Source organism: Paraburkholderia sp. GAS333, assembly GCF_050435665.1.
Lineage (GTDB): Bacteria > Pseudomonadota > Gammaproteobacteria > Burkholderiales > Burkholderiaceae > Paraburkholderia > Paraburkholderia fungorum_A.
The window spans coordinates 600,697-618,145 of record NZ_JBNDKS010000002.1; the positions used below are offsets into that span (position 1 = coordinate 600,697).

Here is a 17,449-nt window from a genome sequence, read left to right on the forward strand (position 1 = left end):
GGCTCGACACCCTCCGCCGACGCCCATAAATTACGGTTCAAAGGCCGTCGGGATACCACGCACCGCGAATCGAACGCGTTGTTCGTAGCGTCCCAGAACAAGTCCGTTGCAGCTCGAACGGCGGACTTCAGGCAAGTCTTCGGGCGTGAGAGTCACCAAGGTGGACGGGTTGTCGAGAACGAAGCACTGGGCGCTGGGCGCGGTTATCGCCGTGTTGTGCTCGTTCGTCCATGCAAAAGGACCGGGCGTGCCGCACGGCGGCGGTGGTTTTTCCGGTATGCATTCGGGTGCTTCCTATTCGCATGCGCCGGATCGCTCCATGCGTGCGGACATGCGCGGCGGCGGTAACGTCCGTTACTCGGGTGCGCCTGCAGCAAGATCAGGCCGATATCAGGCGGCTGATCGCAATGCACGATCGTCGCGTGGCGCCGCAAACTATGCCAGCGACAGGTATGCCGACGGTTTCCACGGTGCCAATGGTTTTGGTGTCTATAGTCCCAGCGTGCGCGGCCTCACCACGCCGTCCCATTATCCCGATGACGGCCGTGGCCGCATGCAGTACGCCGGCGCACTTACGCAGGTTAGCGCCGAGTCCCGCTCGGTGCCGCGACCGCCTCCCAATGCGCCCATGCGCTCCGGTTCGATTCGCGCCGACGTTGCCCGCTATAACGAAGAGCGTGGTGCTTCACGTGTGATGCAGCGTCAGAGTGACGATCCGCGTCAACCGGAAGGGTCGCCGTACCGTAACTAGTTCAAGCGGGTTCTCCGCAGACCTGTATTTAACTTCATCAATTCAGATAGCTGACCGGCGCGATTAATGCGCGATGATTTCGCGCGTCCTGTTTCCTGTTCGCCGCCTGCGCTGCAAAAATTCAAGCTGCAATCCTCGCTCGATCGGCTCGTTTTTGCCGCGTCGCTCAGCTTTCCGCGCTCGTCCGCTTTAATCCGCCACTAATCCCGCCGCTCAATGTGACGTTTCGACGCCACACTTTTTTGAAAACGCTCGGCAGTCATACCCTTCCCGTCGTCAAATCTCACCCGTTCTGCGGCAGTGCGTCATTCGTATGTCATCAGATGTCTGAAAGCGCCTCGTAGCTTGGCCTCCAGGCCATTTTGCGCGATGCAGCGAATTCGATCGCGACGCCGTGCGGATGACGAAGACTGCAGCTGTAGCAGGTCGATAAGCGACAAAACTAATCAGACCGATATACCCGCAATAACCAACGATATTTTTGTCCATAAAAATGGTCCGCAAAGATGGTCCCGCCCAGCTTGGTTCGACGATCGAACGGACAACAACAAAAGTTCACGCGAGCTCCCTTTCGCACAGCCACACCTTTTTTGACAAAGACAGGAGAACCCATGAAAACAAGCAACAGCAGTGCGCTGAAGACCATCCTCAAGGCAACCGCGTGTGCCGCTCTGCTGGCCAGTGCATCGTCTGCTTTTGCGCAATCGAGCGTGCAGCTTTACGGTCAGGTCGACGAATGGGTCGGCTCGCAAAAATTCCCCGGCGGAAAAAGCGCAGCAGTGGTGTCCGGCGGCGGTATGTCGACGTCGTACTGGGGCTTAAAGGGTTCTGAAGATCTGGGTAACGGCTACAAGGCGATTTTCGCGCTGGAAGGCTTCTTCCTCGCGCAGAACGGCCAGTACGGCCGCTTCACCGGCGACACGATGTTTTCGCGTAACGCGTACGTGGGCATCGAATCGCCGTACGGTACGATCACCGCCGGCCGTCTGACGACGCCGCTGTTCGTGTCGACGATTCTGTTCAACCCGTTCGTCGACTCGTACGTGTTCTCGCCGATGATTTACCACACGTACCTCGGCCTCGGCACGTTCCCGACGTACTCGACGGACCAAGGCGTGACCGGCGACTCGGGCTGGAGCAACGCGGTTCAGTATTCGTCGCCGAACTTCAACGGTTTGAGCGCGACGGCAATGTACGCACTCGGCAACACGACCGAAAACGGCGCGAAGAAGTGGAGCGGCCAGGTGCTGTACTTCCACGGCCCGTTTGCGGCGACGGCGGTGTACCAGTACGTGAACTTCAACAACACGCCGGGCGACCTGGGCAGCTTCGACACGTCGGGCGTGCCGGGCCTGAAGAGCCAGAGCGTCGGGCAAGTCGGTGTCTCGTACGACCTGAAGTTCGTGAAGCTCTACGGTCAGTACATGTACACGTACAACGACCAGCAGGTCACGAGCTGGCACGTGAACACGGGACAAGGCGGCGTGACGGTGCCGTTCGGCCCGGGCTCGATCATGGCGTCGTACGCTTACTCGCGTAACGGCGGCGGTTCGAACCAGACGCGTCAGACGGCGGCAGCGGGCTACGACTATCCGCTCTCGAAGCGCACGGATGTCTACGCGGCTTATCTGTACGACCACATCACGGGCCAGTCGAGCGGCAACACGTACGGCGTCGGTCTGCGCGCGAAATTCTAAACGCGTCGATCCTGCCGGGTGCGTCTGCTTGCAGACGCCACCTGGCGGTTGGTCAATCAGCACAATTAGCATCCTCCTCGCAAAAGCCCGCCTTCTTCCGAAGGCGGGCTTTTGCGCTTCTGGAACTGACACAGTGCGAGGTTTGCCGACCATCTTTTGATAAACGCGGCAAAATGGCATCGATTAATTCCTGAAGCGAGCGATTGAGATGGATACCCTCGTCAGCATGAAAGTGTTCCGCCATGTGGTCGAAGTCGGCAGTTTTGTCGGCGCGGCCGAGCGGATGGAGATGTCGGCGGCGATGGCGAGCAAGCACGTGATGCATCTCGAACAGCAACTCGGCGCGCGTCTGCTGAACCGCACTACGCGGCGCGTCGCTCCGACCGAGGCGGGGCGTGAATACTACGAGCGGCTGAGCCAGGCGCTCACCGAACTCGACGAAGCGGGGCAGGTGGTCGGCGCGGCGAGCGTCGTGCCGCAGGGGCGCTTACGGGTGTCGTCGCTGTCGGCGTTCGGCTTGAGCTATGTGATGGCGGCGGTCGGCGACTACGCCGCGCAATATCCGCAAGTCACCGTCGATATGACCTTGTCCGACCGCGTGGTCGAACTGATCGACGAGGGTTTTGATGTCGCGATCCGGGCTTCGCCGAGCGGGCTGAAGTCATCGTCGCTGATCGCGCGGCAGATCGCGACGGCGCATCTCGTGCTGTGCGCGTCGCCCGCGTATTTGCGACGGCACGGCACGCCGAAGAGCGTCGCCGATCTCGCGCGCCACAATTATTTGCAGTACGCGGGCGTGTCGGTGCCTGAAATCGCGACCGGCGAGACCTCGCCGCGTGTGCGTCTGTCGGGCAATCTGATCGTTAATCACCTAGAGGCGCAGCGCGTACTCGTGCTGCAAGGCGCGGGTATCGCGATGCTCGGCACCGAGGTGATCGGCGCGGATCTGGCCGAGGGTCGCCTCGTGCCGCTGCTGGTGGACGAAGTGCCGCCACGCGAGCTGCCGATTCACGTGGTGTATGCAAGCCGGCGGCATTTGTCGGCGAAGGTGCGTTCGTTCGTCGACTTTCTCGCTGAGCGGTTCACGAACGAGTCGCTGTGGCCGTCGCTTGAGCAGATCAGGGAGTTAGCGGTGGGGTAGCGGGGTGTTGCGGGCGGCTTGTATTCGGCGCCTCGCAGCCAGTCATTGCTGGCAGGTGCAACTGGCGAAGGACTTAGCCTGTCGCCGAGCGTCTGCGGGAATTTTTTAAGCCGGGGTTCGACCTGATCTTAACGAACCCCGGCATCTCACCCGACCAACAACCCGATCAGGTGAGCACTCATTCACCGACCCTTAGCGCGCAATTCCCAGCCGCGCCTTCGCGTCGTCATATTCCTTCTTCAGACGCTGCACCAGTTCACCCACGCTCGGCACGTCGTCCATCAGACCGACGCCCTGGCCTGCGCCCCAGATGTCTTTCCACGCCTTCGCCTTGTCGCTGGCGAAGTTCATCGCACTCTTGTCCGACTCCGGCAGCGCGTCCGGGTCCAGCCCCGCGTTCACGATGCTTTCGCGGATGTAGTTGCCGTGCACGCCGGTGAACAGGTTCGTGTAGATGATGTCCGACGCGGTGGAATTGACGATCGCCTGCTTGTAGCTCTCGACCGCGTGCGCTTCCTGGGTCGCGATAAAACGCGTGCCCATGTAGGCGAGGTCCGCGCCCATTGCCTGCGCGGCGAGAATCGAGCCGCCGTTGGCGATCGAGCCGGACAACACGATCGGGCCGTCGAACATGCGCCGCACTTCGCCGACCAGCGCGAACGGCGAGGTCGTGCCCGCGTGGCCGCCCGCACCGGACGCCACCAGGATCAGACCGTCGACGCCCGCTTCGAGCGCCTTCTGCGCGTGGCGCAGGTTGATCACGTCGTGCAGCACGATGCCGCCGTAGCTGTGCACCGCGTCGACGATTTCACGCGCGGGCGCGCGCAGGCTCGTGATGAAAATCGGCACCTTGTGTTCGACGCACACGCGCACGTCGTGCTCGAGCCGAGTATTCGACTGATGGACGATCTGGTTGACCGCAATCGGCCCGATGATCGCGTCGGGATGGGCGGCCTTGTGTTCGGCGAGTTGTGCCTGGATCTGCGTGAGCCATTCGTCGAGCAGTTCTGCGGGGCGCGCGTTCAGCGCCGGGAACGAACCGACGATCCCGGCCTTACATTGGGCCAACACGAGTTCGGGATAGCTGACGATGAACATCGGCGAAGCGACGACCGGCAACGCTAGGTTTTGCAGAACGGCGGGCAATGCCATAGTGCGAGTCTCCTGATTTGGACGAACCGGCGCGACGTTGAGCGCCCGGCGTTTGATGAGTTTAGCGGCACATGGAACGGCGCACATGGCAGCGCAGCTAGTGTGCCGCGCGCCCGGATTGACCAGCGGTCACGCTGCGTTTAGCTCCGAGCTTCCAGATGCAAAACCATGTCCGTCCGAAAATTTAAGAACGGTCGTTCGATTATAGGCGAAGCGTGACGCGTGCGCCGTGCGGCATCGTTTGGAACAGTTGGAAGGAGAGTTCAGTTTCTACGTTTGCGTGGGTTACCCCACTGGTGCGGACAGATTGCGCTTTTACAATGCTCGAACTCCCAAACGACAAGAGAGACGCCATGGCCTTCGAGAATTTCACGCCCTTTCGCGTCGCCGTGGGCGATGTCGACATTTTCGGAGTGAAGGGAGGCGCGGGGCCGCCGTTGCTGCTGCTGCACGGTCATCCGCAGTCGCATCTGATCTGGCAGCGCTGCGCCGCTCAACTGGCTGCGCACTTCACCGTGATCGCGACCGATCTGCGCGGTTACGGCGCGTCGGGCAAACCGGCCAGCGACGCCACGCACATGCCGTATTCCAAGCGCACGATGGCCGCCGATCAGGTCGCGGTGATGCGCCATTTCGGCTTCGATAAATTCCTCGTGTGCGCGCACGATCGCGGTGCGCGCGTCGCTCACCGGATGGCGCTCGATCACGCCGACGCCGTCGAGCGTCTGATGCTGCTCGACATCGCGCCGACGCTGGCGATGTACGAAGCCACCGACCGCACGTTCGCGACGCACTATTTCCACTGGTTCTTCCTGATTCAACCCGAGCCGCTGCCCGAAACACTGATCGGCGCAAACCCGGCCGCTTACGTCGATGCGGTGATGGGCGGCCGTCACGCGGGACTCGCGCCGTTCGAACCCGCGTCACTTGACGCCTATCGCGCCGCGCTCGCGCAACCCGGCGCGGTGCATGCGATGTGCGAAGACTATCGCGCGTCGGCGAGCATCGATCTCGAGCACGACCGTGCCGATATCGAACGCGGTAACAAGATTGGTTGTCCGCTGCGCGTGCTGTGGGGCGATAAAGGCGTGATCGAAAAGTGCTTCGATGCGCTTGCCGAATGGCGTCGTGTGGCGCGCGACGTCAGCGGGCGGTCGCTGTCTTGCGGGCATTACATACCCGAAGAGGCGTCGGACGAACTGGTTGCGGAGATGCTGTCTTTCTTCGAAGCAGTCGAGCAGTAAGTAACGAACGATGATACGGATTACGGAATAAATAAAAGGAGATCATTGTTCATATGAGCGGAGCAATGATCGTGACTCTGGCGACAGGAGACCTGCTGACAGAGGTGTCTGCGGATCTAAAACATAGCGTCAACATTCTGTAGGGAAATCACCGATGCGGTCCAAAAACCCGCGCGCGTATCATCCGTACAGACGCTGATCACGTCCGACAGAATTTCCGCCGCTCGCCTTGATGGTCGAGCGGCTTTCTTTTTGTGCCGACGGTTTTGTGCCGCCGCGCGAAGTCTTCACCGTTCACGCGCAAGAACCCGCGCACCGTCTATCTCCAGCGGCCCATTCTTCGCCGCAAGTTCATCGACAATATCCGCTATCAGCGCAGGCCATTGGTCTCGCGGCTTGAGTATCGATGCCGCGGCGCGCATGACGTCGGCGTCGTCGAGAAGCTTTTGCAGTTCGTCGAAACTCATCGCGCGGACGTCGAGCAGCTTGAATACGATCAGTACCTTCAGCGCATTTTTCGCGTTGCGCGCGGGATCGTCACGCAACCATGCGAGCCGCGAAAACGCTCTTTCAAGCGCCTGTTCGACATTCGTGAACGGTGCGCCATGACCGGGAATCACCACGCGCACATCCAGTTCCGCTATGGCTTCGAGCACGGCCTGCTGTTCGGCGAAACCGCTTTCGCCTTCCAGTTCCGGAAAGATCACGCCGAAGCCGTTTTCCCATAACGCGTCCGCGCTGATCAGGATGCGTTCGTCCGCGCAATACAGCATCAGCGAATGCGGGTCGTGACCGGGTGCGCCGAGCACTTGCCAATCGAGTGCGCCGAGCCGCAACGACGCGCCCGGTGCAATGGTGCCGTTGAAGGTGAAGCGGTCGCAGGTCTGGCCGGTCGCGCGAAATGTCAAACGTGCTTCGTCCCAGGCGCGAACGTTGCCGGCTTCCGATTCGGGAATCAACGTGCGGCACGGCCACGTTGCCTGCAATAGCGCGTTGCCGCCGCAGTGATCCGAATGAAGATGTGTGTTCACGATCAGATCGAGCGGTCGCGCGCCCAGTGTCTGCTGCACCAGCGCGAGCGTTTGCGGCGCGTGCGTTGCGTAGCCTGTGTCTACGAGCGCCGTGCAATTTGCGTCGGTCAGCAGCACATTGTTCGACGACAGCCAGCCCCGTTCAAAAACGCGGATCGATTCCGGCAGCGCGATCATTGCGCGCCCGTTTGCGTATCGACACGCGTGGACGCAGCTTCAGGTTTCGGCATCACCAGAATGGTCGACGTGCCGGTCAGCATCGTGTCGCCGCGTTGATTCACGACGGTGCCTTCAAGATGCGCGAGGTCGCCGTTCAGGCTCGCCTTCCAGTGCGCGTCGCGCACGCGCCAGGTCATGGTTAGCGTGTCGTTCGCGTGAACCGCTTTTTTTAGCTTGATGTCGAACTCCAGGCCGAGCGGCTGCGCGTAAGTCGAAAAATGCGTGGCCAGCAGTGCCATGAAATGCGCGGTGGGCTGCGTGCCCGATGCAATCAATCCGCCGAAGCGGCTTTGCTCGGCATAAGCGTCGTCGTGATGCAGCGGGTTGAGGTCGTTGACGAGCGTGGCGAACGACTTCACCGAATCGGCGGATAACTCCAGCGTCGAACTGAAGCTCTCGCCAATCGTGACGATGCGTGGCGCGGCGGTCATTGCGGGCCTTTCGGTTGTTGCGCGTGCGTGGCCATGAACTGCGCGTGGCGCACTTCGATCTCGTCCCAGACCGCGCGTTTTTTATCGTCGTCGAATAGCGACCAGCCGGCGATTTCCTCGATGGTGCGCAGACACCCTTCGCACCATCCGGTCGACGCATCCATCCTGCACACGCTGATGCACGGCGACAGCACGGAGCCGTCGTCGTCCTCGTTATCGTTGCGCTCGCCGGTGGTCATCTCGTTAGCCGGTTACCCGTTCGGTTCCCCGTCACGCCGTTTCGCGCAGCGCCACGTCGACCACCGGCGCGCCCGTTAGCGCAACCAGTTCCTGCGCCGTCAGATTGAACACCGCATGCGGATGACCGGCGGCAGCCCACAGGCTGTCGAGCGCGAGCAGATCGGCGTCGATCAACGTAACGGGTTCGGTCGCGTGCCCGATCGGGCAGACACCGCCAATCGCATAGCCCGTTTTTTCGCGGACAAACTTCGCGTCCGCCCGGCCGATCTCGCCGACGTGCGCGGCCACTTTCTTTTCATCCACGCGATTCGCGCCGCTGGCGACCACCAGTACCGGCGCATCGTCTTCACGGCGGCGAAACAGAATCGACTTGGCGATCTGCGCCACCGAGCAGCCGAGTCCGGCGGCGGCTTCGGCGGAAGTCTTGCCGGTCTCCGGCAGCATCACGATCCGGCCGGCGTGACCGCGTTCGCGCAGCAATTGCGCGACACGGCGAGCCGCGTCGGGCAGCGCGGTGAGATCGTCGGATTCGAGAGACGCGTAATCAGTCATCGTTTCAGGTCCTGATTGAGTGAGCGTGTTGCACAAAAAATTCGACGGAACATCAGACGCAGTTCGCCGCTTCGCTGCGCGCCTTCGCGAGCAGCGCTTTACCGGCGCGCGACACGTTCGGGCGTCCGATCGACGTCGAAATGAAATCGCCGATCGCAACGACTTGCGCGAGGTCGATACCGGTCTCGATGCCGAGTCCGTTCATCAGATACAGCACGTCTTCGGTCGCGACATTGCCGGTCGCGCCCTTCGCATACGGACAGCCGCCGAGCCCCGCCACCGAAGCGTGATAAATCTCGATGCCTTCCTGCAACGCCGCGTAGATGTTCGCGAGCGCCTGGCCGTACGTATCGTGGAAATGGCCCGACAGACGCTCGCGCGCAAACACTCTGGTCACGGCGTCGAACACTTCGCGCGTGCGCTTCGGCGTGCCGACGCCAATCGTATCGGCGATATCGATTTCATCGCAGCCGAGCGCGGCGAAGCGTTCGACCACGTCCACCACCGACGCCACCGGCACCTCGCCCTGATACGGGCAGCCGAGCGCGCACGACACGCTGCCGCGAATCCGTATGCCATGTTCCTTCGCCGCCTGCGCAACCGGCGCGAAGCGGTCGATGCTTTCCGCGATGCTGCAATTGATGTTCTTCTGCGAAAACGCTTCGCTGGCCGCGCCGAAGATCACGATCTCGTCGGCACGCGCGGCGAGTGCGCCTTCGAAGCCACGCAGGTTCGGCGTCAGCACCGAGTAGATCGTGCCCGGACGACGCGCGATACCGGCCATCACGTCGGCGCCGTCGGCCATTTGCGGCACCCATTTCGGCGACACGAACGACGCTGCCTCGACATTGCGAATACCCGCCGCCGACAGACGGTCGATCAACTCGACCTTGGTCGCGGTGGGCACGAATTCTTTCTCGTTCTGCAGCCCGTCACGCGGACCGACTTCGACGATTTTCACTTGCTGTGGGAAGGTCATGTTCTGTCTCCTGCCGCGTGGTGGCGGCGCTTTTTCAGTCTGATTCCAAGGTGCCGGTCAGTATCCGCGTTCCAGATTCACCACGCCGCTCACGGCTTCACCGCGCATCAGCGCGTTGATTTTTCGCGCGACCTGCTCGACGCTTTCGCTGCGCAATGTCAGCGCGGAGACGTGCGGCGTGATCGTGATACGCGCTTCGCGCCAGAACGGATGATCGGGCGGCAACGGTTCTTCGTGGAACACGTCGAGCGTGGCGGCGCTTAGTTGGCCGCTTGCCAATGCATCGAGCAGATCCGCTTCGACCAGGTGCCCACCGCGCGCGACGTTGATCAGATACGCGCCGTGAGCGAGCTTCGCGAACACCTGTGCGTTCAGCACGCCGCGCGTGTCCGATGTATGCGGCAGCAGATTCACGAGTACTTTCACGCCGTCGAGAAACGCGTCGAATTGCGCTTCGCCGGCGAATGTCGTGATGCCGTCCACCTGCCTGGCGCTGCGGCTGTAGCCGCGCACCGGCATGCCGAACGACGCGACGGTTTGCGCAACGTGCGCGCCGAGTACGCCGAGTCCGAGCACTCCGACCGTAAAGCTGTCTCGCGGATGCGGTTCGAGCGCCTGCCAGCGGCGTTCGGCTTGCAGTGTCTGATATTCGTCGAATCGACGCAGATAGCGCAGCACCGCGTGCGCCACATACTCGGCCATTTGCGATGCCATGCCGCCGTCTTCGAGACGGATCAATTGCGCGTTGCGCGGCAACGTGCCGGGATGGTCATGTTCGAGCGCGAGGATCGCATCGACGCCCGCGCCGAGATTGAAGATCGCGCGCAAGTCGTCGCGGCCGGCCAGCATTTCATGCGGTGGCCGCCACACGACCGCGAAGTCGGCCGGCGCGGTATCGCCCGGTTGCCATTCGCGCAATTCGGCCTCGGGCAGCGCGCGGGCGAAATCGTGCAGCCACCCGGCAGCGTCGGCATGCGGCATGTAGAAGAGGATTTTCATACGGTCCTGGAGATGCCAGCGTTGCCCGGGCGGATCGCGTCCGCGTCACGATACGACGGCTGCGCTGGTTCCGACGGCGCTTGCGGCATGAAGGCTCCTTCGTCGATGGAAGCTTCATTCTACTTTTTCGACGCCGATCGCGCGCGATTGCGAACGGACGTGCGGAACGGCGGCGCGCGCGCCAGTTGGGCACGGCGGGTCCGATTTGCCACGGCGGCTACGGTGGTTGGCCGCAATTGCCCCATAACCAAAGCACAAAAACTTGGTTCATCCCCGAGGCTCGGCGCGTGACAATCATTTCCCGGATTCCCGCAGCGAGGCACCGACATGCTTTCATGCACCAAATCGACATGGCCGCCGCGACTCGTCACCGTTCCCGGCCTGCACGGCAGTGAAGGCGCGCATTGGCAGACATGGCTGGAGCGTCAGTTCGCGCGTTCGCTGCGCGTCGAGCAGGCCGATTGGGATGCACCCGATGTCGCGCAATGGGCCCAGTCGTTGCGCGATCTGCTCGCGCGCGAGCGCGGGCCGTTCGTGCTGGCCGCGCATAGCTTCGGCTGCCTGGCGACCGCGCATGCGTTGGCGCAGTCGTCGTATGCGAACGATGTCGTCGGCGTGCTGTTCGTCGCGCCCGCGAGTCCGCAGAAATTCGCGTTTGCCGGACCTTTCGAGGCGCGGCGTCTCGGCGTGCCGTCGATTCTGATCGGCAGCGAAACCGATCCGTGGATGTCGCTGGCCGGTTCGCGTGAACTTGCGCAGCGTTTCGGCAGCGCGTTCGTGAATCTCGGCGATGCAGGGCATATCAACACGGCAGCCGGTTACGGTCCGTGGCCGCGCGCAAAATATTTCATCGATACGCTCGTGCATTGCGCTGCACCGCTGCGCTTTCGCGAAGACACATTCGAGGTCGCGCAGCACGCGTTCGTTTGAACGAAATCGGTGGGCATTGCGGCGCATTGAAGACCTGTCAAAAGACGCGCCGGGACCGCGGTCGAGCTGGTAAGCAATCCGTTAGAATCCCGCTTCACGCTGCATATTCGTGCGGCGACCGGTTTTTATCATCGAAAGGCGGGGACAAGATGGCAGGCAAGACGGGGACTTCGCGCTGGCTCGCAGCCGGCATGACGGCAATCACGCTCGCGTTGGGAACGCTGTCGACGGCACACGCCGACACGTCGTTGCTCAACGTGTCGTACGACGTGACGCGCGAGTTGTACAAAGACATCAACGCCGGTTTTGTCACGGCCTACAAACAGAAGAGCGGCGAGACCGTGTCGATCCGCCAGTCGCATGGCGCGTCGAGCGCGCAGGCGCTGTCGGTGCTGCAAGGACTGCAGGCCGACGTCGTGACGATGAACCAGCCTAACGACATCGACCTGCTCGCGGAAAAGGGGCAACTGGTGCCGGCCAACTGGCGCGCACGTCTGCCGGACGACAGCGCGCCGTACACCACGACGATGGTGTTCCTCGTGCGCAAGGGCAACCCGAAGCACATCAAGGACTGGGACGACCTCGCGAAGCCGGGCGTGCAGGTGGTGATCGCGAATCCGAAGACGTCGGGCAATGGGCGCTATGCGTATCTCGCCGCGTGGGGTTTCCGCAAGCAGCACGGCGGCACCGATGCGCAGGCGCTCGACTTCGAAAAGGCGATCTTCAAGAACGTGCCGGTGCTCGATACGGGCGGTCGTGGCGCGACGACTACGTTCACGCAACGCGGTATCGGCGACGTGCTGGTGACGTTCGAAAACGAAGTCTCGCTGATCGACACGGGCGTGGGCGCGGGCAATTTCGAGGCGGTGTATCCGTCGGTGAGTTTGCTGGCCGCACCGCCGGTGACGATCGTCGACAAGGTGGTCGACAAGCGCGGCACGCGCAAGGAAGCGCAGGCGTATCTGGACTATCTGTGGTCGCCGGCCGCGCAGGAAATCATCGCGCAGCATCATCTGCGTCCGCGTGACAAGAACGTGCTGGCTAAACATGCCGCCGAGTTCAAGCCGATCAAAACCTTCACCGTCGAAGAGATGTTCGGTAGCTGGCAAAAAGCGCAACAAACTCATTTCTCCGATGGCGGCACGTTCGACCAGATCATCGTCGACAAGAAGTAAGCCGGGAGTTTGATTTTGATGTGAGAAGGGCCGCGTGTCGTGAGACACGCGGCCCTTTTTTATTCATGCATTCACGCGAGCGTTTTACTGCCCGCGTTGCCGTTCAATGTTCACGCTCAGTTCGGCGCGGCGTGCTTGTCGCAGCCATGCTCGCAACCGCTTTGATCCAGCGGCATCTGCTGCGACGCTTCGGCGCGAATGCCGAGGCGTTCGAGCAGTTTGCGATCGGCTTCCGCTTGCGGATTGCTGGTGGTCAGCAACTGATCGCCGTAGAAAATCGAGTTCGCGCCGGCGAGGAAGCACAGCGCCTGCAACGCTTCGTCCATCTGCTCGCGACCCGCCGACAGACGCACCATCGCCTTCGGCATCGTGATACGCGCAACCGCGATCGTGCGCACGAATTCGAACGGATCGATGGCTTCCGTGCCGGTCAACGGCGTGCCTTCGACCTGAACCAGATTGTTGATAGGCACCGATTCCGGATACGGCTCCATGTTCGCCAGTTGCGTGATCAGACCGGCGCGCTCACGACGCGATTCGCCCAAGCCCACAATCCCGCCGCAGCACACGTTGATACCCGCATCGCGCACACGTTCGAGCGTGTCGAGACGGTCCTGATACGTGCGTGTCGAAATGATCTGACCGTAGAACTCCGGCGACGTATCGAGGTTGTGATTGTAGTAGTCGAGGCCCGCATCGCGCAGCGCTTGCGCCTGGTGCGTTTCGAGCATGCCGAGCGTCACGCAGGTTTCGAGGCCCATCGCCTTCACGCCGCGAATCATGTCCTTGATCGGCTCGAGGTGACGGTCCTTCGGATTGCGCCACGCAGCGCCCATGCAGAAGCGTGTCGCGCCGTTTTCTTTCGCGACCTTCGCGGCGGCGAGCACTTCGTCGACCGGCATCAGCTTGTCGGCAGCGAGGCCCGTGTCGTGATGCACCGATTGCGGACAGTACGCGCAATCTTCCTCGCAGCCGCCGGTCTTGATCGACAGCAGCGTCGACAGTTGCACGGTGTTCGCGTCGAAATGTTCGCGGTGCGTTTGCTGGGCGCGGAACATCAGGTCGTTGAACGGCAGTTCGTACAGCGCGACGATATCGGCGACGCGCCAGCGCGCGACCTGCTTTGCTTCGGCGGCTGCCGCGTTGGCGTTGTTGTTGGCTGCGGCTGCATCGGCTGCCGTCGGGGTGATGTTCAGATGCGTCATAGGGCAATCCTCTTGGATAGATGGGATGTTTGGGATCAGCGTTGCGCGTGGGTCTGTGTTTCAGACTGCAATGCGCGCAACGTCTGCAAAAGACGGTTGATATCGAGTTGGTCGGCCGCGAGTTCGGGCGATGCCGGGCTCAGGTGCGGCACGATGCCGAGCAGCGGCGCGTCGTGTTCGCGCGCGAGATGCTCGCGGATCGACGCGATGTTTTCGTCGGGGAACGTCATGTCGGGATCGACGCGATTCGCGACCCAGCCCGCGAGCGTCAAGCCGCGTGAAGCGATGGCTTCGGCGGTCAACAGCGCATGGCTGATGCAGCCGAGGCGCATGCCGACCACCAGCACGACCGGCAGCTTCAGCGCGACGGCGAGATCGGCGGTGTCCTGCGTCGCCGTCAACGGCACGCGAAATCCGCCGACGCCTTCGACCACGACGATGTCCGCGCGCTGCACAGCTTGCGCATGGCAATCGACGATATGGTCGACGTCGAACGTCACGTTTTCCAGCGCGGCGGCGATATGCGGCGCTGCGGGTTCCTTCAGCAGATACGGCGTGCGCATGTCCGGCGGCAGCAACACGTTCGACGCGGCGTCCAGTTGATCCGCGTCCTCGTTGTGCAGCACGCCGTCCAGTTCGAACGCGCCGGCGGCGATCGGTTTCATCGCGGCGGCTTGCAGGCCTTCGCGGACAAATCCGCGCAACAGGGCCGACGAAACGAAGGTCTTGCCGATTTCCGTATCGGTACCGGTGACGAATAAAGAGAGTGCGTTTTTGTTCATACCGTTGATGCTTTTAAGACCGTTCATACCGGTTGCGCAGCGACTTGCTGCAAGCCGGCTTCGAGCCGGTCGAGATCCGCGTGCGAGTGCGCCGCCGACAGCGAAATGCGCAAACGCGACGTGCCGGACGGCACCGTGGGCGGACGAATGGCGGGCACCCACAGCCCCGCGCGATCGAGCGTGGCCGCGATGTCGAGCGTCGCATCGTTTGCACCGATGATCAGCGGTTGCACGGCAGTGTGCGAATCGACGGGAATCCACGGAGTGGCTTTCAGCATCGCGCGCGTGCGCTCGATCAATTGCTGAAGATGCGCACGCCGTTCGTCGCCTTCCTCGCCGCCGATAATCCGCAAGCTCGCCGACACCGCGTGCGCCGCAGCGGGCACCGACGCCGTCGTGAAGATGTACGGACGCGCGCGCTGCACCAGCCATTCGATCACGGTCTCGTGCGCGGTGACGAATGCGCCCGAGACGCCCGCGGCCTTGCCGAGCGTGCCGATCGAAATGAGATTCGGCGAGCGCAACGCGGCCTGCGCAACCGCGCCCCGTCCTTGCGGACCGAGCACACCGAAGCCGTGCGCATCGTCGACGATCAGCCACGCGCCGTGCTGTTCCGCGAGTTCCAGCAGACGCGGCAGCGGCGCGATATCGCCATCCATGCTGAACACGGTATCGGAGACGATCACTTTTACTTCGGCGTCCGACGCGTCGAGCATCGCGCTCAACGCGTCCATATCGCAGTGCGGATAGATCTGCACCTCCGCGCGCGACAGACGCGCTCCGTCGATCAGCGACGCGTGATTCAGCGCATCGGAAAAGAGCGTCGTGCCGCGGCCCGCGAGCGCGGTGAGCGTCGCGAGATTCGCCATATAGCCGGTGCTGAAGTAGAGCGCGCGCGGGTTGTCGACGAAGCCGCCGGTGAACTCCGCGAGGTCGTCTTCGAGTTGCGCGTGCGAGCGCGAGTGGCCGCCGAGCAAATGCGAGCCGCCGCTGCCCGCGCCGTAGCGCCGCGCGCCTTCGGCGATGGCTTCGATCAGCAACGGATGCGCGGCCAAGCCGAGATAGTCGTTACTGGCGAAGCCGATCATCTCGCGGCCGTCGACGGTCATGTGCGCGGCGCATGGCGTGTCGGCGGTGCGACGACGACGGCGCAGCCCGCGTTCGTCGATCTCTTTCAGACCTTGCGCGAGGGTGTCCAGCAGATGCATCAGCGCGCCTCCGCGAGTGTGGCGTCGAAGGTGTCGCGCGTGCGCGAGGCGAGCAGCGCGAGTTCTTCGTCATTGAGGATGTATGGCGGCATCAGGTACACCGTGGTGCCGATCGGGCGCAGCAGCAGTTCGCGTTGCAACGCGTTTTCGAAGAAGCGGCGCGAGAAAGTTTTCGCGTGCTGCGCGTCGTCGATCACGGCGTCGAACGCGAAGATCGTGCCGCAGTTGCGCAGATTACGCACTTGCTTGTGATCGGCGAGAGGAGCGAGCGCGGCTTTCAGTTTCGTGGATTTCTGCGCGTTGACGGCGAGCACGTTGTCGCTCGCGAACAGGTCGAGCGTGGCCAGCGCTGCACGGCAGGCGAGCGGATTGCCGGTGTACGAGTGCGAATGCAGGAAGCCGCGCGCGGTGTCGTCGTGATAGAAGGCCGCGTAGATTTCATCGCGCGACAACACGATCGACAGCGGCAGATAACCGCCGCTAATCCCTTTCGACAGACACAGAAAATCCGGCCAGATGCCCGCTTGTTCGCACGCGAAGAAAGTGCCGGTGCGGCCGCAGCCGACCGCGATTTCGTCGGCGATCAGATGCACGCTGTACTCGTCGCACAGCGCGCGCAGGCCGGCGATGTACGACGGATCGTGCATCGCCATGCCGGCCGCGCATTGCACGAGCGGCTCGACGATCAGCGCGGCGATTTTCGTTGCGCGTGAGTCGAACAGCGCGCGAACGTGGTCGAGCGCGCCGCGGGCGACGTCGGCGGCGGATTCGCCGGGTTGCGCGAGGCGAGCGTCGGGGGACGCGACGACGTGCGCGTTGCGGATCAGCGGGTCGTACGCGTCTTTGAACAGCGCGACGTCGGTGACGCCGAGCGCGCCGATGGTCTCGCCGTGGTAGCTGTTGGCGATGCAGACGAATTCCTGCTTATCCGCGAAACCGCGATTGCGCCATGAGTGGAAGCTCATTTTCAGCGCGATCTCGACGGCGGACGCGCCATCCGACGCGAAGAACGCATGGCCGAGCGTGTTGCCGGTGAGCGCGTGCAGGCGCTCCGCGAGTTCGATGGCCGGCTCGTGGGTGCAGCCGGCGAGCATCGCGTGTTCGAGGGTGTCGAGCTGATCTTTCAGCGCCGCGTTGATGCGCGGGTTCGCGTGGCCGAACAGGTTGACCCACCAGGAGCTGATTGCATCCAGATAACGGTGGTTGGCGCGATCGTAGAGCCACGCGCCCTGTCCGCGCGCGACGGGGATCAGCGGCAGGCGCTCGTGGTGCTTCATCTGGGTGCAGGGGTGCCATACGGCACGCAGACTGCGGGCGACCCAATCTTCCGGGGCGACGGATTGTGCTGCTGAGTTTTCCAAAGGGGTACTCCAACGGTGCTTTTTTGCCGCGTTTTTTGCCGCTGCGCGGGGGCTTTTTAGGGCCCTGTCAGGGACGATGCGCCTGGTTTTTGCGCGCGGCGCGCGGCTTTTGGCGGGCGTGCGGGGTCGAGATTAGCGGTTTATTTGGGGTTCTGCACTAGCTGTTGGAGGGGCTGTTTTCCATGCTGGGCGGGGGTTTGGCGATGTTTGGAGCAGGTGCGTTCAGTTCGGGCGGGAAGGTCGCTGATGGGCGGAGTTAGCGACGGCAAAGTGGTTGGACCTTATGGGGGAGGTTTGGGCCCTGCGGGCCGGCTTTTGGGGTTTTTGGTTTTTTTTGGGGTGTTGGTCTGTT

General features: G+C 62.6%; 17 protein-coding genes. 6 read left to right on the top strand and 11 right to left on the bottom strand.

The window, feature by feature from the left end; translation table 11 throughout:
- Positions 1–145: 145 nt before the first annotated feature.
- The 3 genes from ABH945_RS11880 (at position 146) to ABH945_RS11890 (ending at position 3,589) form a co-directional block, all read left to right on the top strand.
- The gene (locus ABH945_RS11880; protein WP_429250646.1) at positions 146–751 is read left to right on the top strand and encodes a hypothetical protein; all 606 of its coding nucleotides are present in this window, start codon (positions 146–148) and stop codon (positions 749–751) included.
- A gap of 611 nt (positions 752–1,362) precedes the next feature.
- On the top strand, positions 1,363–2,448 hold the full coding sequence (locus ABH945_RS11885; protein WP_074762800.1) for a porin: 1,086 nt from the start codon (positions 1,363–1,365) through the stop codon (positions 2,446–2,448).
- A gap of 208 nt (positions 2,449–2,656) precedes the next feature.
- Positions 2,657–3,589 carry a LysR family transcriptional regulator gene (locus ABH945_RS11890; protein WP_429250647.1) on the top strand — a complete coding sequence of 311 codons (933 nt, stop codon included), beginning with the start codon at positions 2,657–2,659 and terminating at the stop codon, positions 3,587–3,589.
- 192 nt (positions 3,590–3,781) lie between these two features.
- Here the strand turns inward: ABH945_RS11890 and ABH945_RS11895 are convergent, their stop codons facing one another.
- The gene (locus ABH945_RS11895) at positions 3,782–4,741 is read right to left on the bottom strand and encodes an NAD(P)H-dependent flavin oxidoreductase (RefSeq protein WP_429250648.1); all 960 of its coding nucleotides are present in this window, start codon (positions 4,739–4,741) and stop codon (positions 3,782–3,784) included.
- A gap of 353 nt (positions 4,742–5,094) precedes the next feature.
- Between ABH945_RS11895 and ABH945_RS11900 the strand changes: the two genes are divergently transcribed.
- Complete coding sequence (locus ABH945_RS11900) at positions 5,095–5,985, top strand: alpha/beta fold hydrolase (RefSeq protein WP_429250649.1); 891 nt, start codon at positions 5,095–5,097, stop codon at positions 5,983–5,985.
- A 287-nt stretch (positions 5,986–6,272) separates the two neighbouring features.
- On the opposite strand, the gene ABH945_RS11905 is transcribed toward ABH945_RS11900, so the two are convergent.
- The 6 genes from ABH945_RS11905 to ABH945_RS11930 are packed head-to-tail and all read right to left on the bottom strand — an operon-like array spanning position 6,273 to position 10,436.
- On the bottom strand, positions 6,273–7,193 hold the full coding sequence (locus ABH945_RS11905; protein WP_429250650.1) for an MBL fold metallo-hydrolase: 921 nt from the start codon (positions 7,191–7,193) through the stop codon (positions 6,273–6,275).
- Positions 7,190–7,666, bottom strand: a complete 477-nt coding sequence (locus ABH945_RS11910; RefSeq protein ID WP_429250651.1) for a MaoC family dehydratase — start codon at positions 7,664–7,666, stop codon at positions 7,190–7,192. Before ABH945_RS11910 ends, ABH945_RS11905 begins: the two co-directional genes overlap by 4 nt.
- Complete coding sequence (locus ABH945_RS11915) at positions 7,663–7,905, bottom strand: DUF1289 domain-containing protein (protein WP_429250652.1); 243 nt, start codon at positions 7,903–7,905, stop codon at positions 7,663–7,665. Before ABH945_RS11915 ends, ABH945_RS11910 begins: the two co-directional genes overlap by 4 nt.
- A gap of 31 nt (positions 7,906–7,936) precedes the next feature.
- A complete protein-coding gene (locus tag ABH945_RS11920; RefSeq protein ID WP_429250653.1) occupies positions 7,937–8,458 on the bottom strand; it encodes a YbaK/EbsC family protein in 522 nt (173 codons plus the stop codon).
- Positions 8,459–8,510: 52 nt separating this feature from the next.
- On the bottom strand, positions 8,511–9,437 hold the full coding sequence (locus tag ABH945_RS11925) for a hydroxymethylglutaryl-CoA lyase (protein ID WP_074762808.1): 927 nt from the start codon (positions 9,435–9,437) through the stop codon (positions 8,511–8,513).
- A 57-nt stretch (positions 9,438–9,494) separates the two neighbouring features.
- The gene (locus ABH945_RS11930) at positions 9,495–10,436 is read right to left on the bottom strand and encodes a 2-hydroxyacid dehydrogenase (protein WP_074762809.1); all 942 of its coding nucleotides are present in this window, start codon (positions 10,434–10,436) and stop codon (positions 9,495–9,497) included.
- 327 nt (positions 10,437–10,763) lie between these two features.
- On the opposite strand from ABH945_RS11930, the gene ABH945_RS11935 reads away from it, so the two are divergent.
- Positions 10,764–11,366 carry an RBBP9/YdeN family alpha/beta hydrolase gene (locus ABH945_RS11935; protein WP_074762810.1) on the top strand — a complete coding sequence of 201 codons (603 nt, stop codon included), beginning with the start codon at positions 10,764–10,766 and terminating at the stop codon, positions 11,364–11,366.
- 149 nt (positions 11,367–11,515) lie between these two features.
- Positions 11,516–12,541 (top strand): sulfate ABC transporter substrate-binding protein, encoded by a 1,026-nt coding sequence (locus ABH945_RS11940; protein ID WP_429250654.1) that lies wholly within the window; start codon positions 11,516–11,518, stop codon positions 12,539–12,541.
- Positions 12,542–12,657: 116 nt separating this feature from the next.
- Here the strand turns inward: ABH945_RS11940 and bioB are convergent, their stop codons facing one another.
- Genes bioB through bioA form a run of 4 tightly spaced genes read right to left on the bottom strand, consistent with a single transcriptional unit; the run spans position 12,658 to position 17,097 of the window.
- Entirely contained in the window at positions 12,658–13,746 is a 1,089-nt protein-coding gene (bioB, locus tag ABH945_RS11945) for a biotin synthase BioB (protein ID WP_074762812.1), read from the bottom strand.
- 35 nt (positions 13,747–13,781) lie between these two features.
- Positions 13,782–14,528, bottom strand: a complete 747-nt coding sequence (gene bioD / locus ABH945_RS11950) for a dethiobiotin synthase (protein ID WP_429250655.1) — start codon at positions 14,526–14,528, stop codon at positions 13,782–13,784.
- A 23-nt stretch (positions 14,529–14,551) separates the two neighbouring features.
- Complete coding sequence (gene bioF, locus ABH945_RS11955; RefSeq protein WP_429250656.1) at positions 14,552–15,736, bottom strand: 8-amino-7-oxononanoate synthase; 1,185 nt, start codon at positions 15,734–15,736, stop codon at positions 14,552–14,554.
- The gene (gene bioA, locus ABH945_RS11960; protein WP_429250657.1) at positions 15,736–17,097 is read right to left on the bottom strand and encodes an adenosylmethionine--8-amino-7-oxononanoate transaminase; all 1,362 of its coding nucleotides are present in this window, start codon (positions 17,095–17,097) and stop codon (positions 15,736–15,738) included. Before bioA ends, bioF begins: the two co-directional genes overlap by 1 nt.
- Positions 17,098–17,449 lie beyond the last annotated feature (352 nt).